18 protein-coding genes, 1 other RNA gene and 1 riboswitch are annotated in these 15061 nt (G+C 70.2%); of the genes, 9 read left to right on the forward strand and 10 right to left on the reverse strand.

Annotated features, from left to right (window positions below):
• Nucleotides 1-80 precede the first annotated feature (80 nt).
• The 4 genes from CFB52_RS12720 to CFB52_RS12730 all read right to left on the reverse strand — a co-directional run bounded on the left by CFB52_RS12720 (nt 81) and on the right by CFB52_RS12730 (nt 3165).
• The gene (locus CFB52_RS12720; RefSeq protein WP_099316717.1) at nt 81-731 is read right to left on the reverse strand and encodes a ParA family protein; all 651 of its coding nucleotides are present in this window, start codon (nt 729-731) and stop codon (nt 81-83) included.
• A gap of 146 nt (nt 732-877) precedes the next feature.
• The gene (locus CFB52_RS12725) at nt 878-1291 is read right to left on the reverse strand and encodes a DoxX family protein (RefSeq protein ID WP_099316718.1); all 414 of its coding nucleotides are present in this window, start codon (nt 1289-1291) and stop codon (nt 878-880) included.
• Between the two features lie 151 nt (nt 1292-1442).
• The gene (locus tag CFB52_RS34610; RefSeq protein WP_180278209.1) at nt 1443-1580 is read right to left on the reverse strand and encodes a hypothetical protein; all 138 of its coding nucleotides are present in this window, start codon (nt 1578-1580) and stop codon (nt 1443-1445) included.
• Between the two features lie 82 nt (nt 1581-1662).
• Nucleotides 1663-3165, reverse strand: coding sequence for a cobyric acid synthase (locus tag CFB52_RS12730; RefSeq protein WP_099316719.1), 1503 nt, complete (start codon nt 3163-3165; stop codon nt 1663-1665).
• Between the two features lie 74 nt (nt 3166-3239).
• On the opposite strand from CFB52_RS12730, the gene cobU reads away from it, so the two are divergent.
• Genes cobU through CFB52_RS12750 form a run of 4 tightly spaced genes read left to right on the forward strand, consistent with a single transcriptional unit; the run spans nt 3240 to nt 6667 of the window.
• The gene (cobU, locus tag CFB52_RS12735) at nt 3240-3794 is read left to right on the forward strand and encodes a bifunctional adenosylcobinamide kinase/adenosylcobinamide-phosphate guanylyltransferase (protein ID WP_099316720.1); all 555 of its coding nucleotides are present in this window, start codon (nt 3240-3242) and stop codon (nt 3792-3794) included.
• Nucleotides 3788-4732: an adenosylcobinamide-phosphate synthase CbiB gene (gene cbiB, locus CFB52_RS12740; protein WP_099316721.1), complete on the forward strand. Its 945-nt coding sequence runs from the start codon at nt 3788-3790 to the stop codon at nt 4730-4732. The genes cobU and cbiB overlap by 7 nt, the downstream gene beginning before the upstream one ends.
• On the forward strand, nt 4725-5744 hold the full coding sequence (gene cobD / locus CFB52_RS12745; RefSeq protein ID WP_059576717.1) for a threonine-phosphate decarboxylase CobD: 1020 nt from the start codon (nt 4725-4727) through the stop codon (nt 5742-5744). The genes cbiB and cobD overlap by 8 nt, the downstream gene beginning before the upstream one ends.
• The gene (locus CFB52_RS12750; RefSeq protein ID WP_099316722.1) at nt 5741-6667 is read left to right on the forward strand and encodes a cobalamin-binding protein; all 927 of its coding nucleotides are present in this window, start codon (nt 5741-5743) and stop codon (nt 6665-6667) included. The genes cobD and CFB52_RS12750 overlap by 4 nt, the downstream gene beginning before the upstream one ends.
• A 92-nt stretch (nt 6668-6759) precedes the next feature.
• Here the strand turns inward: CFB52_RS12750 and cobC are convergent, their stop codons facing one another.
• The 5 genes from cobC to CFB52_RS12775 all read right to left on the reverse strand — a co-directional run bounded on the left by cobC (nt 6760) and on the right by CFB52_RS12775 (nt 11139).
• On the reverse strand, nt 6760-7344 hold the full coding sequence (gene cobC, locus CFB52_RS12755) for an alpha-ribazole phosphatase (RefSeq protein ID WP_060010228.1): 585 nt from the start codon (nt 7342-7344) through the stop codon (nt 6760-6762).
• Nucleotides 7329-8105 carry an adenosylcobinamide-GDP ribazoletransferase gene (locus CFB52_RS12760; protein ID WP_060010224.1) on the reverse strand — a complete coding sequence of 259 codons (777 nt, stop codon included), beginning with the start codon at nt 8103-8105 and terminating at the stop codon, nt 7329-7331. The genes cobC and CFB52_RS12760 overlap by 16 nt, the downstream gene beginning before the upstream one ends.
• Nucleotides 8095-9150 (reverse strand): nicotinate-nucleotide--dimethylbenzimidazole phosphoribosyltransferase, encoded by a 1056-nt coding sequence (gene cobT, locus CFB52_RS12765; protein WP_099316950.1) that lies wholly within the window; start codon nt 9148-9150, stop codon nt 8095-8097. The genes CFB52_RS12760 and cobT overlap by 11 nt, the downstream gene beginning before the upstream one ends.
• 61 nt (nt 9151-9211) lie before the next feature.
• Nucleotides 9212-10027: an ABC transporter ATP-binding protein gene (locus CFB52_RS12770; RefSeq protein ID WP_099316723.1), complete on the reverse strand. Its 816-nt coding sequence runs from the start codon at nt 10025-10027 to the stop codon at nt 9212-9214.
• Nucleotides 10024-11139: an iron ABC transporter permease gene (locus tag CFB52_RS12775; protein ID WP_099316724.1), complete on the reverse strand. Its 1116-nt coding sequence runs from the start codon at nt 11137-11139 to the stop codon at nt 10024-10026. Before CFB52_RS12775 ends, CFB52_RS12770 begins: the two co-directional genes overlap by 4 nt.
• A gap of 41 nt (nt 11140-11180) precedes the next feature.
• Nucleotides 11181-11430, reverse strand: a riboswitch (cobalamin riboswitch).
• A 154-nt stretch (nt 11431-11584) separates the two neighbouring features.
• Here CFB52_RS12775 and CFB52_RS12780 point away from each other — a divergent pair.
• The 5 genes from CFB52_RS12780 (at nt 11585) to CFB52_RS12800 (ending at nt 14000) form a co-directional block, all read left to right on the forward strand.
• Complete coding sequence (locus CFB52_RS12780) at nt 11585-11935, forward strand: ATPase (protein WP_006478092.1); 351 nt, start codon at nt 11585-11587, stop codon at nt 11933-11935.
• Nucleotides 11932-12246: a cell division protein ZapA gene (locus CFB52_RS12785; RefSeq protein ID WP_011352906.1), complete on the forward strand. Its 315-nt coding sequence runs from the start codon at nt 11932-11934 to the stop codon at nt 12244-12246. Before CFB52_RS12780 ends, CFB52_RS12785 begins: the two co-directional genes overlap by 4 nt.
• Nucleotides 12247-12327: 81 nt before the next feature.
• Nucleotides 12328-12509, forward strand: a non-coding RNA gene (gene ssrS / locus CFB52_RS12790) — 6S RNA.
• Nucleotides 12510-12617: 108 nt separating this feature from the next.
• On the forward strand, nt 12618-13079 hold the full coding sequence (locus tag CFB52_RS12795; RefSeq protein WP_059576737.1) for an EVE domain-containing protein: 462 nt from the start codon (nt 12618-12620) through the stop codon (nt 13077-13079).
• Nucleotides 13080-13259: 180 nt separating this feature from the next.
• Complete coding sequence (locus tag CFB52_RS12800; RefSeq protein ID WP_059576741.1) at nt 13260-14000, forward strand: SIMPL domain-containing protein; 741 nt, start codon at nt 13260-13262, stop codon at nt 13998-14000.
• Nucleotides 14001-14134: 134 nt separating this feature from the next.
• Here the strand turns inward: CFB52_RS12800 and lgt are convergent, their stop codons facing one another.
• Nucleotides 14135-15031 (reverse strand): prolipoprotein diacylglyceryl transferase, encoded by an 897-nt coding sequence (gene lgt / locus CFB52_RS12805; protein ID WP_059576743.1) that lies wholly within the window; start codon nt 15029-15031, stop codon nt 14135-14137.
• Nucleotides 15032-15061 lie beyond the last annotated feature (30 nt).

Here is a 15061-nt window from a genome sequence, read left to right on the forward strand (position 1 = left end):
GCCGAAGGGCCGGATACCGTACGCCACGGGATCCGGCCCTTTCTCATTGGGTGTCGCGCCGGCCGGGACGGCCCGGGCGCTCAGGAAGCCTTCACGGCCTTCGGCGCGCGGCGCTCGGCCCATTCGACGATCGGCCGCCACTGCTCGAGATCCTTCTCGACGCGGCTTTTCGCGACGTCCCACAGCGTCAGGCCGTGCGCGGCGATCTGCACGTAGTTCTGCGTGTCGCGCACGTAGCCGAGCACCGGCAGGCCGAGCCCTTCGACGAACCGGTGCAGCTGGTCGGACGAGCGCGTGCGCGCATCGACCCGCATCCCGACGATCCCAACCTCGACGCTGCCCTTGCGCACGGCCTTCTCGCCGGCGAGACGTTCCAGAAACTGCTGCGTCGCGAGAATATCGAACATCGACGGCTGCAGCGGCACGATCACCTTGTCGGCCAGTTGCAGCGCGACGCTGAGCCGCGTGCCGTGCAGGCCGGCCGGCGTGTCGATCACCGCGTATTCGAGCCCGCGCGGCGGCTTCGACGGCGCCTCCGGATCGAGTTCCCACGCCTCGATCGCCGGCAAGCCGGCCGGCCGCAGGTCGAGCCACGCATGCGCGGACTGCTGCCGGTCCAGGTCGGCCAGCGCGACCCATGCGCCCTGCGCCGCGAAATAGCCGGCTAGATTGGTGGACAGCGTGCTCTTGCCCACGCCGCCCTTCGGATTCGCCACCACGATGACCGTCATGAATTCCCCCGAAAAAGCCGCGCGGCGCCGGCCGCATGGCAGGCGCCGCTCGATTGCGGATACAGGGAGCGATGATATCGGCAAACGGGGGGTGACCGGAACCGGTCGCGCCGAACCTGTGCCCCTTTCGTCTGCCTTCCTTCACGTTACGCGCGCTGGACCGCGGCTTCCCGCGCGCCGATCGCGAACGCGCCGCCGCCCAGCAGGGCCTGCACGGCCAGCGTGACGGCCCAGAATGCCGGATATTCCCAGCCGCCGTGCGGCGACGCGAAGCTCCAGCCGTTCGGCAGGTGCGCGGCGACCGCGCCGAGCATGAACGGCAGCAGCACCAGCGCGGCGATGCGCACGCGGAACCCCGCGAGCAGCGCCAGGCCGCCCGCCAGTTCGACGAACGTGGTCAGGTACGCGAGCCAGGCCGGCAGGCCGATCGACGCGAAGAACTGCGCGGTGCCCGGCAGCGTGAAGACGAATACTTTCTGCGCGACGTGCGCGAGGTACAGCACGCCGAGGGCGACGCGCAGCAGCGTCGCGGCGAAATCGTTCAGGCGGTTGGTGTTCATGACGGAGTCCTTCGTGAGTGGAGGGGAATGGATCGCACTCTATTCGAATCGATTCGGCCGATAAACACGCCAACCGGCTTAAATTGATTCTCCTTTGGAACGAATTGACGCGAAAAAAAAAGGGCATGACCGATCATGCCCTGCGTCCCGCTCAGTAACCGCTCTTGCCTGGCGTGGCATCGCCGCCGGACTGGCCACCGCCCGGCGCATACGAATCGCACGCATGCGCCGCCGACGACACGCCCAGCAGCGCCGCAAGCAGTACGCTCCACCACCATCGAGCCCTCATCGTCACCCTCCTTCGGGCGGACCTCCGCCCTCCTTCGTTGTACGCGATGGCGCGGAAAAAGCGAGGGCGGACCGGCGCGGACTCAGCGAAACTCGGCGTACAGCGCGTCGAGATCGAGGTGCTCGGCGAACGTGTCGGCCAGCCGCTCGAGCGACGCCTCGCGCAGCGCCGGGTAATCGATGCGGGCCGCGCCGTCGAGCCCCGCCCACGCGAGCAGCGCCGCGCAGGCGTCGGGCGCGTCGAACAGCCCGTGCACGTAGGTCGCAAGGATCTGGCCGTCGGCGGACATCGCGCCGTCGGGACGCGCGCCCTCCCCCGGGACATCGGCGGCCAGCGTCAGCGCCGGCGTCGCGAGCGCCGGCCCACGCGTGTCGCCCATGTGGATCTCGTAGCCGTGCACGGCCGCCGCGCCCGGCAGCGCGAGGTGCCCCGTCACGTTCTTCAGCGTCTTGTCGGGTTGCAGCGTCGTGTCGAAATCGATCAGCCCGAGCCCCGGCACGCTGCCGGGCGCGCCTTCGAGGCCGAGCGGATCGTCGAGCGTGCGGCCGAGCATCTGCATGCCGCCGCAGATGCCGATCACCTTGCCGCCGTAGCGCAGATGGCGCCGGATCAGCGCGTCCCAGCCCGCGTCGCGCAGCCACGCGAGATCGCGCTGCACGCTCTTCGAACCGGGCAGGATCAGCAGGTCGGCGTCGGGCACGGGGCCGCTCTTCCAGTACGTGAATTCGACCTGCGGATGCGCGCGCAGCGGATCGAAGTCGGTGTGGTTGCTGATGCGCGGCAGCGCGGGCACGACGACGCGCAACACGCCCGCATCGCTGCGGGCGGCGGCACTGCGCGCCTGCGCGGGCAGCATGTCCTCGGCATCGAGCAGCAGCCCGTGCAGATACGGCAGCACGCCGAACACCGGCTTGCCCGTGCGCGCGCGCAGCCAGTCGAGCCCCGGTTCGAGCAGCTTGAGGTCGCCGCGGAAGCGGTTGATCACGAAGCCTCGCACACGCGCGCGCTCGCTGTCCGACAGGCAGGCGAGCGTGCCGACCAGATGCGCGAACACGCCGCCGCGATCGATGTCGGCGACGAGCACGACCGGGCAATCGACGCGCTCGGCAAAGCCCATGTTCGCGATGTCGCCGTCGCGCAGGTTGATCTCGGCCGGGCTGCCGGCGCCTTCGACGATCACCGTGTCGTAACCGGCGCGCAGGCGCGCATACGACTCGAGTACCGCCTCGAACGCGACCGGCTTGTAGTCGTGATACGCCCGCGCGTCGAGGTTCATGCGCGCCTTGCCGTGAATGATCACCTGCGCGCCGCGGTCGCTCGTCGGCTTCAGCAGCACCGGATTGAAATCCGTATGCGGCGCGACGCCGGCGGCCAGCGCCTGCAACGCCTGCGCGCGGCCGATCTCGCCGCCGTCGACCGTCACCGCGCTGTTGAGCGCCATGTTCTGCGGCTTGAACGGCGCCACGCGCGCGCCGCCGCGGCGCGCGAGGCGGCACAGGCCCGCGACGAGCGTGCTCTTGCCCGCGTCGGACGTCGTGCCCTGGATCATCAGCGTGCCGCGCGGCCGCGGCTCGGGTGCATTCATCGTGTGAAAGGTGTCGCGAAGCAAAGGCGGCATTATCGCCCGCGCCGGGTCGCCCGCGCCGTTACAATCACGCGATGATTCCGCACGACCTCACCTTCGTCCTCGGCGGCGCGCGCTCGGGCAAGAGCGCGCATGCCGAGCGGCTCGCCGCCGACAGCGGCCGCCCCGTCACCTACATCGCGACCGCGACCGCCGCCGATGCCGAATTCGCGCAGCGCATCGCGCATCACCGCGCGCGCCGGCCGGCCGACTGGGGGTTCGCCGACGCGCCGGTCGATCTCGCGGGCACGCTCGCGCGGCTCGACGATCCGCACGCATGCCTGCTCGTCGACTGCCTGACGCTGTGGCTCACGAACCTGCTGTGCCCGGCCGACGGCGAACCGCTCGACGATGCGCAGTACGCGGCGCAGGTCGAGCGGCTCGAACGCGCGTTGCGCGGCGCGCGCGCGAAGGTGATCGTCGTCAGCAACGAGATCGGGCTCGGCGTCGTGCCGCTCGGCTCCGTCACGCGCCGCTACGTCGACGAGCTCGGCCGCCTGAACCAGCGCGTGGCGGCGCTCGCGACGCGCGTCACGCTGCTGGTTGCCGGGCTGCCGCTCGACCTCAAGGCGGGCGCCCCGTCATGCTGATGCTGTCGCTGCCCGTCGTCGCGATGCTCGCGGTCGCGGCCGCGCTCGTCGACCGCGCGATCGGCGAGCCGGCCGGCTGGCATCCGCTCGTCGCGTTCGGCCGCTTCGCCGCGCGCATCGAAGCCGCGCTGAACACGGGGCGGCGCGGCCGCGTGGTCGGCGTCGCCGCGTGGCTCGCGGCGGTCGTGCCGCCGGTGGCCGTCGCGGCATGGCTCGTCGCCGTGCTGCCGTGGCCGTTCGCGGCTGCGCTGCACGTCGCGCTGCTGTGGTTCGCGCTCGGCGCGAAGAGCCTCGCCGACCACGTCGCGCCGATCGCCGCCGCGCTGCTGCGGCGCGACCTCGACGCGGCGCGCACGCTGACCGCGCGCATCGTGTCGCGCGACACGAGCAACGCTGACGAAGGAGCGCTGTCGCGCGCGGCCGTCGAATCGGCGCTCGAGAACGGCAACGACGCGATCTTCGGCGCGCTCTTCTGGTTCGTCGTCGCGGGCGGCCCCGGCGCATTGCTGTTCCGGCTCGCGAACACGCTCGACGCAATGTGGGGCTACCGCACGCCGCGCTTCCTGACCTTCGGCTGGGCCGCCGCACGCATCGACGACGCGTTGAACTGGATTCCCGCGCGCCTCACCGCCGCGAGCTATGCGCTGCTCGGCGACACGGCCTCCGCGTGGCGCTGCTGGCGCACGCAGGCGCGCCACTGGGACAGCCCGAACGCGGGCCCCGTGATGGCCGCGGGCGCCGGCAGCCTGAACGTGCAGCTCGGCGGGCCGGCCGTCTATCACGGCGAGATCGAGGATCGCCCGGCGCTCGGCACCGGCGCCACGGCAACCGCCCTTCACATCGTCGCCGCGCTGTCGCTCGTCACGCGCACGCTCGCCCTGTGGCTCGCGCTGCTGGTCGCGAGCGGCGCACTCGTCATGGCCACCCATCATGTCTGATTCATCCATCGCGCACGGCGGCAACCTGCACGAGGCCGCCCGCCGCCACGGCATTCCGTACGACGCTTGGCTCGACCTGTCGACCGGCATCAATCCGGTCGGCTATCCCGTGCCGCCCGTGCCGGCCGACGCCTGGCGCCGGCTGCCCGACGACGGCGACGGCCTCGCGGCCTGCGCCGCGCAGTACTACCACGCACCCGATGCCGCGCACGTGCTGCCGGTCGCCGGCAGCCAAGCCGCGATCCGCGCGTTGCCCGCGCTGCTGCCGGCCGGCGAGGCCGGCGTCGCGGCGCTCGCGTATGGCGAATACGCGCCCGCGTTCGCGCGCCACGGCCATCGCGTCGTCACGCTCGACATCCGCGCGGATACACTGCCCGCGACGCTGCGCCACGTCATCGTCGGGAACCCGAACAATCCGACCGCCGAATGCGTGCCGACCGGGCGCCTGCTCGGCTGGCATGCGCAACTGGCCGCGCGCGGCGGCACGCTGATCGTCGACGAAGCGTTCGCCGATACGGGCGCGACGCCGTCGCTGGCGCCGCACGTCGATCGTCCTGGGCTCGTCGTGCTGCGCTCGGTCGGCAAGTTCTTCGGGCTCGCCGGGATCCGCGCGGGCTTCGTGCTCGCGTGCCCCGATCAAATCGTCGCATTGCGCGACAGGCTCGGTGCGTGGACGGTCGGCGGCCCCGCGCGCCACGCGGTCGCCGCGGCGTTCGCCGACCGCGCGTGGCAAGCTGCCGCCCGCGAGCGGCTTGCGGCCGACGGCGAACGACTGGCCGCGTTGCTGCGCGCGCACGGCTTCACGGTTCGCGCGACGCCGCTCTTCAGCTGGACCGACGACCCGCGCGCCGCGGCGCTGCATGCGGCGCTCGCGGCGCGCGGGATCTGGACGCGGCACTTCCCGACCCCGTCGAGCGTGCGCGTCGGCCTGCCGGGCAGCGAAGCCGAATGGCAGCGCCTCGGCGACGCGCTCGCGCATTGCGTGCCGCTGCTGCAGCGGGGCCCGGCATGAGTCCGCGCCGGTTCCGCCGGTTCCGCCGGCTTGCGCCGGCCGCGCTGCTGGCCGCGCTCGCCCACGCGCCGCTCGTCCACGCCGACGTCACGGCCCGCGACGACGCCGGCAATACGGTCACGCTGCCCGCGCCCGCGCAGCGCGTGATCAGCCTCGCGCCGCACGCGACGGAACTCGTCTACGCGGCCGGCGGCGGCGCGAAGCTCGTCGGCACCGTCACGTACAGCGACTATCCGCCCGCCGCGCAAGCGGTGCCGCGCGTCGGCGACAACAAGGCGCTCGACCTCGAACGCATCGCCGCGCTGAAGCCCGACCTGATCGTCGTCTGGCGGCACGGCAACGCGCAGCGGCAGACCGACGCACTGCGCGCACTGCACATCCCGCTGTTCTTCAGCGAACCGAAACATCTCGACGACGTGTCGTCGTCGTTGCGCCGGCTCGGCACGCTGCTCGGCACGCAATCGACCGCCGATGCCGCCGCGAGCGCCTTGACACGGGACATCGCCACCCTGCGCGCACGCTACGCGGCACGCGCGCCCGTCACGATGTTCTTCCAGGTGTGGGATCGCCCGCTGACGACGCTCAACGGCACGCACCTGATCAACGAAGTGTTCGAACTCTGCGGCGGCCGCAACGTGTTCGCGTCGCTCAAGCCGCTGGCGCCCGCCGTGACCGACGAGGCCGTGCTCGCCGCGAATCCGGAAGCGATCGTGACGACGAGCGCCGGCGCGACCCGTTCGAACGAACCGCTGCCGAGCCTCGCGCGCTGGCGCGCGTGGCCCGCGCTGACGGCCGTGGCGCGCAACAACCTGTTCGCGATCGACGGCGATCTGCTGACGCGGCCGTCGCCGCGGATCGCGCAAGGCGCGGCCGCGCTGTGCGAGGATCTGGATGCCGCGCGTGCGCGGCGGCCGGCGCGCTGATTTCCCGCGGGCTGCGGATGCATCGCGCACCGATGCCCGGATGCGTACGGTGTGCGAGACAGAGCGTCGTTCACATGCAGACGCAAGTGCGCCTATGCGTCCCAGTGCACGACTTCCCACGTTCGCGCGGCATCCTCCATGCGCAGCCACACAACTCCGCCCGTCGGCACCGGCCGCGAGAGCAACGTATCGAGCGGTATGCGCAGCACATGCGACGCGAATGCGCGGATCACGCCCGCGTGCGTGACGATCCATTGCGGCCCGTCGAACGCAGCAAGCGCATCCGCCTGCCGTGCAACCCGCGCGGCGAATCGCGCGACGCTTTCTCCGCCGTGCGCGCAGGCATGCATCAGGTCGGCCGCCCACGCATCGAGCGCCGCACGGTCGATATCGTCCCAGCGCCGCATTTCCCACGCGCCGAAATCCATTTCCTGCCAATCGCCATCGCGCCGCAGCGGCGCGTCGAACACCCGCGCGAGCCGTTCGGCCACCGATGCGCAGCGCGTCAGCGGGCTCGTCCACACCTGTTCCGGCGACGGCACCCCCAGTTCCGCCAGATGCGCGCGCACGGCCCGTGCGCCATCATCAGCCGATTCGGCGAGCGGCACGTCGCTGCGCCCGTAACAAACGCCGGGCTCGATGTCCACGGCCGGATGACGGATCAGGACGACGTCCATCCGAGCACCACGAGATAGATCGCCAGTTCGCCCAGTTGCTGCGCGAAGCCGAGACAGTCGCCCGTATAGCCGCCGATCCGCTTCACGAAATAGCGGGCCAGCCACGCGCGCACCAGCACGAGCGCCACGCATGCGGCAACGCCCATGCGCCAGTCCGGCCAGAACAGCCACGGCAATCCGAACACCGCCGCGACGCACGCCGCGCGTGCGCCCATCCGTTGCGCGACCGGCTTCGCCTTGCCTTCTGGCCGCACGTAGTCGAGCGTCGTCAGCAGGCTCACGGCCATCGCGCGGCTCGCCGCATGCGCGGCGATCATCGTCCATGCGGCGCGCAGCGGCAGCATCGACGCGAGCGCCTGCCATTTCAGCCCGAGCGCGATCACGAGCGCGACCGCGCCGAACGTGCCGATCCGCGAATCGTGCATGATGCGCAGCACGTCGTCGCGCGTGTAGCCGCCGCCGAACGCATCGCAACTGTCGGCGAGGCCGTCTTCGTGGAATGCGCCGGTCGCGAGCAGCGTCGCGGCCATCGACAGCCCGACCGCGATCGATGCCGGCAGCGCCCGCAGTGCAACGAGATAGACGAGCGCGCCCCATGCGCCGACGCAGGCGCCGACGAGCGGGAAATAACGCGCGGCCTGATCGAGATCGCCGGCCGCGTAGCCGATCGAGCGCGGCACGGGCACGCGCGTGAAATAGCCGAGCGCGACGAAGAAGTAGCGCAGTTCGGCCCGCAAGCCGCGCGCGCGCTCAGGCGTCACGATTGTCGACGCCGGCCGATTCGAAGCTCGCCATCTCGGCGAGGAACGCGGCCGCCGCGCGCACCAGCGGCAGCGCGAGCGCGGCGCCCGTGCCTTCGCCGAGCCGCAGGTCGAGCGCGAGCAGCGGCTTCGCGCCGAAATGTTCAAGCATGCGCCGGTGGCCGGCCTCGTGCGACGTATGCGAGAACACGCAGTAGTCGCGCACGCCGGGCGCGATGCGCTCGGCGACGAGCAGCGCGGCGGTCGCGATGAAGCCGTCGACGAGGATCGTCATCCGCTCGCTCGCGGCCGCGAGATACGCGCCCGTCATCATCGCGATCTCGAAGCCGCCGAACGTCGCGAGCACGTCGAGCGGCGCGATCGCATGCGAGTGCTTGACGAGCGCGCGGCCGAGCACCGCGCGCTTGTGCGCGAGCCCTTGGTCGTCGAGCCCCGTGCCGCGCCCGACGCATGCGTCGATCGGCACGTCGAGCAGGCGGCTCATCAGGCAGGCGGCCGACGACGTGTTCGCGATCCCCATCTCGCCGAAGCCGATCACGTTCGTGCCGAGCGATGCGTGCACGCGCACACGCGCCGCGCCGGCCGCCAGCGCCGTCATCGCTTCTTCACGCGTCATCGCCGGCTCCGCCGCGAAGTTGCGCGTGCCGCGCGCGAGCGGCAGCGACACCAGCCGGTCCGACAGCGGCAGCGGCGACGCGACGCCCGCATCGACGATCTCGAGCGTGCTCTGCGCGACGCCCGAGAATGCATTGATCGCCGCGCCGCCGGCCAGGAAGTTCGCGACCATCTGCGCGGTCACCGCCTGCGGGTAAGGACTAACGCCTTCGGCCGCGATCCCGTGGTCGCCCGCGAACACGATCGTCACGGGACGCTGCACGACCGGCCGCTCGGAGCGCTGGATCAGGCCGATCTGCAGCGCGAGCGCCTCGAGCTGGCCGAGGCTGCCGGGCGGCTTGGTCTTGTGGTCGATCACATGCTGCAGGCGCTGGCGCAATGCGTCGTCGAGCGGCGCGATCGCGGGCGGGAATTGGGTCGGAGTCGTCATCGAGGAGCCGTGTCGTGCGCGCGGCATGCGCCGCGCATCGGAAAAGTCGGAACAGGAAAGGTCATGGTCGCGCAGGCCACGCCGGCAGCAGCGCATCGCGGCCGTTCTCGCGGATCAGCACGAGCGGATAGCCGAACGCGTCGCTCGCGCGCTCGGGCGTCAGCACGTCGTGCACGAGGCCGGCCCACGCATGGCCGCGGCCGTCGAGCAACAGCGCATGCGTCGCGAAACGCCGCGCGAGATTCAGGTCGTGACACGAAAACATCACCGTGCGCGAGCCGGCCGCGAGCCACGCAGCCAGCGCGGTCAGGCAGTCGATCTGGTGATGCAGGTCGAGATGCGCGAGCGGTTCGTCGAGCAGCATCAGCGGCGCATCCTGGCACAGCGTCGCGGCCAGCGCGACCCGCTGCCGCTCGCCGCCCGACAGCGACATCACGTCGCGCGACGCGAGCGCGGCGAGGTCGAACGTCGCGAGCGCAGCGCGCGCGGCCGCGCGGTCGCCGTCGCGCTCCCAGCCCCAGCCGCCGAGATACGGAAAGCGGTTGAGCAGCACCGTGTCGAACACGGTCGCGCTGAACGCATCGTGTAATTGCTGCGGCATCAGCGCGCGGCGCTGCGCGAGTCGTTCGGGGCGCCACGCGGCAAGCGGCCGGCCGTCGATCTCGACGTGTCCTGCGGCGGGCGGCTGCAATCCCGCGAGCGTGGCGAGCAGCGTCGTCTTGCCGGCGCCGTTCGGCCCGGCGACGCACCAGATCTCGCCGGGGCGGAACGCCTGCGTGAAGCCGTCGAGCAGCGTGCGCGCGCCGGCCTTCAGCGTCAGGTCGACGGCCGTGTAGCGCATGTCGCCGGCAGCGGCGTTCAGTGCGGCACCCGTCATCGCATCGGTCTCCTCAACAACATCCACAGGAACACCGGCACGCCGATCAACGCGGTCATCACGCCGACCGGCAATTGCGCGGGCGCGATCGCGGTGCGCGCGAGCAGGTCGGCCGCCATTACGCCGCCGCCGCCCGCGAGCATCGCGGCCGGCAGCAGCATCCGCTGGTCGTTGCCGAACGCGAGCCGCAACGCATGCGGCACGACGAGGCCGACGAAGCCGATCGTGCCGGCCGTCGTCACGGCGGCCGCGGCGGCCAGCGACGCGACGAGATAGATCCGCACGCGCAGGCGCGCGACCGGTACGCCGAGCGCTTGCGCGGTGGCGTCGCCGCGCAGCAGCACGTTCAGTTGCGGCGCGGCCGGCAGCGCGACGCCTGCGCACAGCAGCAGCGCGCCCCACGCGAACCACGGCGCCGTCGCGCCGTTCAGGTCGCCCGTCAGCCAGAAGATGATGCCGCGCAGCCGCGCGTCGGGCGCGAGCGACAGCAACAGCGTGACGAGCGCGCCCCACCCCGCCGCGATCACGACGCCCGTGAGCAGCAGCCGCGGCGATGCATCGCGCGATTCGCCGCGCCACACCTCGCGCCTCGCGAGACCGAGCACGAGCGCGACCGAGACGAGCGAACCCGCGAACGCCGATGCGTCGACGAGCCACCACGCGCCGCCCGCGATCATCGCGACGAGCGCGAAGCCGGCCGCGCCGCCGGACACGCCCAGCACGTACGGCTCGGCGAGCGGATTGCGCAGCAGCACCTGCAACAACGCGCCGGCCAGCGCGAGCAGCGCGCCGCACGCGAAACCCGCGAGCGCGCGCGGCAGGCGCAGCGTCGTCACGATATCGGCAAGGAGGGTATCGCCGCCATGCGGCACGAGCGACGCGAGCGCCTGCCACGGCGACATCGGCACGCTGCCGATCGACAGCGACGCGACGAACAGCAGCGCGACCGTGGCGGCCAGCGCGGCCCAGATGGCGGCGGCGCGCGCGGCGTTCATGCCGCGCACGGCCGCACGCACGACGCGCGGCGCATCCGCTTGCGGGAGTCGGCCGGGCGCGACGTGGGCGCGTGGCGGACGATTGGGGTCGGCATCGAAGAACGTTCCGTGAAACATTGCGCGCCCCGCTTCCCCGCAGGCCGCGCGTCATGGAGCCCGTGCGGGCTCCCCGTCTCGGCCGGTATCCGGGCTGGCGGCGGTCCGGCTCGCCTTCCCGCGCGATGACGCGCAGTGGCCCGCGCCCGCATGCGAACTGCACGCGAAACGCGCCCGAGCCGGCCTGCGTCACGCGACGCGGCCGCTTACCGTTGCGGGGGCAGCGCAGGTTGGCGCGCTCGTGGAGCCCGCACCCTGCTTCCCGTTTAACCGCGCGTCCTGCGCGCGAGCACCGAGGCGGCGCCAGTTTAGGAGCCGGTCGCGCGAGCGTCAAGGAAGCGTCCGGACCCGCGCGGGACGCGCCCATTCGCGGCAAGAAGCAGGGGTGTTACGACTGGAAACGATACAGATGTCGGATTGCGCGGTATTCCGCGCTAAAATGCTGGGTCTTTAGAGGACGCAGCAAATGCTCAACGAACTCGAAACCCTGTCTCAAAATATTGGCCGTCTGATTTCGCTGAACAAGCGCTATCACTCGGAACGGCTCGCGCTCGAGGAGCAGGTCGCGCAATTGCGCGCGGAAGCGGATACGGTCCGCGCGGAACTCGCGCAGCTGCGCGACGAACGCAATGCGCTCGCGGCCGAGCGCGACACGCTGTCGGCGAAGATCGACGACGCCCAGGTGAAACTGAACGCGATTCTCGAAAAGCTGCCGCGCTCGAAGAGTGCGGAGCAAGCCGACAACCAGCTCGACCTGCTCGATGCGCAGGCGCGCACGGATGGCGATGACGCGGCCAGCCACGGAGAACATGCATGAGCACCAAGCAGATCGAAGTCTCGATTCTCGGTCAGGCCTATCGGCTCGCCTGTTCGGCCGAGACCGAAGCGGCGTTGCTCGAAGCGGTCGCGCGCGTCGACGCCGAAATGTCGAAAATCCGCTCGAACAGCTCGGTGCGCGGCACCGATCGCATCGCGGTGATGGCGGCGCTGTCGCTTGCCTCGGAATTGCTGCGCTTGCAAACGAGCGTGCGGCACGGTGAAGCATTTCCGGCGGAGGAAATCCGTCGTACAATGCACCAGATGAACGAACAGCTCGGCGCGGTGCTCGCACAGCACGAGACGCAGTAACGTTTCAAACGATGTGTCGATTCCCCTTGATCTCGGCGGTCAACGGTGGTCAAATTGGCGCATCGAATCACAGTTCAGTCAGCTTCCCTGCCTGGTTCGCCAAGGTCATATATTCCTTGAACCAATGCCATGTGCACGGTTGCGGAAATTTGTAGCACGGGCGCGCGCGTCACTCTGTCTGATGTACCCGAAGTGCTGCTAACTGCGACCAATTCTGAACCTCAGGTTCAGGATGCCGGCCTAGCGGCCAAGGTGGGGGCCTATCCAACGGCATCGGGAACTCCCGATGCCGTTTCCTTTTTGAGGGCCTGCTTGCATGCGGCGCGCGCATGCAAGCAGGCCCTCATGCCCCTTCTGCGCCGATCACGACCATGCAATACTGGCTGATGAAGTCCGAACCGGACGAAGCAAGCATCGACGATCTCGCCAACGCACCGCAGCGCTCGCTGCCGTGGACCGGCGTGCGCAACTATCAGGCGCGCAATTTCATGCGCGACACGATGAAGATCGGTGACGGCGTGCTGTTCTATCACTCGAGCTGCCCCGAGCCAGGCATCGCCGGCCTCGCCGAAGTATCGTCGACGCCCTACCCCGATCCCACGCAGTTCGATCCGAAAAGCCCCTATTACGACCCGAAATCGACGCGGGAAGCGCCACGCTGGCTGCTCGTCGACGTGCGCTTCGTGAAGAAATCGCCGCTCGTGCCGCTCGCCGCGCTGCGCGAGCACGACGAGCTCGCCGACATGCGCGTGCTCGCGCGTGGCAACCGGCTGTCGATCACGCCCGTCACGCGTGCCGAATGGCGGTTCATCACCGAAAAGTTGATGAAGTAGGCGCGCGCCAAAGGTCAAATCTGGTCAGTACACCCTGCCGTCACGGAACTCGCGGCACGTTCGCGCGGCCTAAGCAACCGCTGTCGGCCGATCGGGCCGGCTGTCGTTTTCTCGTCGCGCGGCACGCCCGCGTCGCGCACGCGTGATCCGCGTGCGCGCCCTCGCACAAGGAGTCCAACAATGACCAAGAAATCCGCACTCGCGCTGTCGCTCGCCCTCGCCGCCGCCGTCCCCGTCGCGCTGACGCTCGCGTCGCCCGCCGCACACGCCCAGACGGCGAACCCGCACTTTCCGGAGCCGGCGGGTGTGTTGTCGCTCTCGTCGCAGGCGAGCGCCGACGTACCACAGGACATCATCCACATCACGCTGTTCTACGAGCAGCAGGCCAAGGACCCGGGCAGCCTCACCGCGCAGTTGAACCAGCGTGCGGACGCGGCCCTGTCGCAGGCCAAGGGCGTATCGGGCGTCACCGCGCACACGGGCGCGTTCTCCGTGTATCCGAGCACCGATCGCGACGGCAAGATCTCCGCATGGCGCGGCCGCACCGAGGTTGCGCTCGAATCGCGCGATTTCGCCGCGGCGTCGAAGCTGGCAGGCCAGTTGTCGAACCTGATGCAGGTCGCGAACGTCGAGTTCTCGCTGTCGCCGGAAGCGCAGCGCGCGGCCGAGCAGAAGCTCACGACCGAGGCGATCAAGTCGTTCCGCGCCCGCGCGGACGAAGCCGCGAAGGCGTTCGGCTACAGCAGCTACACGATCCGCGACGTGAACGTCGGCAGCGGCCGCAACGTGCAGCCGTACCCGCGCATGATGGCGATGGCCGCGGCGCCGATGGACAGCGCGAAGATGAGCGCGCCGATCGCGGTCGAAGGCGGCAAGGCCACCGTGTCGGTCACCGTCAACGGCTCCGTGCAGATGAAGTAACGCGCATCGCGCAGTCGCCGAAACGCAAAACGCCGGCCCGAGGGCCGGCGTTTTTCATCCGCATCCGGTATCGATGCTCGCGCCGATCGCGCGTGCATCGATACCGCGTCATGCAGCCACCTCGTGCAGCCGCCTCATGCGGCCGCATTCGCGTTCGCCGCGCGGCGGCGATACGCCCAGACCATCATCGCGATACCTGCGACGATCATCGGCAACGACAGCCACTGCCCCATCGACAAGCCGAGCGCCAGCAGACCGAGGAAGTCGTCGGGCTCGCGCGCGAACTCGACCGTGAAACGTGCGAGGCCGTAACCGATCAGGAACAGCGCCGATATGGCGCCCATCGGCCGCGGCTTGCGCGCGAACAGGAACAGCACGAAGAACAGCGCGATACCTTCGAGCGCGATTTCATAGAGCTGCGAAGGATGGCGCGGCAGCATCTGGTATTGCATGAACACGTCGGCGAGATGCCACTTCTCGACGAGTTCCGGATGTTTCGGCAGCCATGCCGCATCGTCGCGCATCGCGCCCGGGAACAACATCGCCCACGGCGCCGTCGGATCGGTCACGCGGCCCCACAGTTCGCCGTTGATGAAATTGCCGAGCCGCCCGGCCGCGAGCCCCGTCGGCACCATCGGCGCGACGAAATCGGTGACCTGCAGCCAGTGTCGCTTGCGCTGCCACGCGAACAGCGCCATCGCGAGCGTCACGCCGAGGAAGCCGCCGTGAAACGACATGCCGCCTTCCCACACCTTGAACACGTCGAGCGGATGCGAGAAGTAGAAATCGGCCTTGTAGAACAGCACATAGCCGAGCCGGCCGCCGAGCACGGTACCGAGCACGCCGTAGAACATCATGTCGTCGATGTCCTTCGCGGTCCAGCCCTGCGCCGCGACGTGCGGCAGCTTCAGGCGGATCCGGCCGACGACGATCGCCGCGATGAAGGCGACGAGATACATGAGGCCGTACCAGCGCACGGCCAGCGGCCCGAGATGGATCGCTACGGGGTCGAAATTCGGGTGAATGATCATGGGTTAGCGAAGAAGTTTTCGAATACGGTG

This window comes from Burkholderia sp. AU18528 (assembly GCF_002223215.2).
In the GTDB taxonomy this organism is placed as follows: Bacteria; Pseudomonadota; Gammaproteobacteria; order Burkholderiales; family Burkholderiaceae; genus Burkholderia; species Burkholderia semiarida.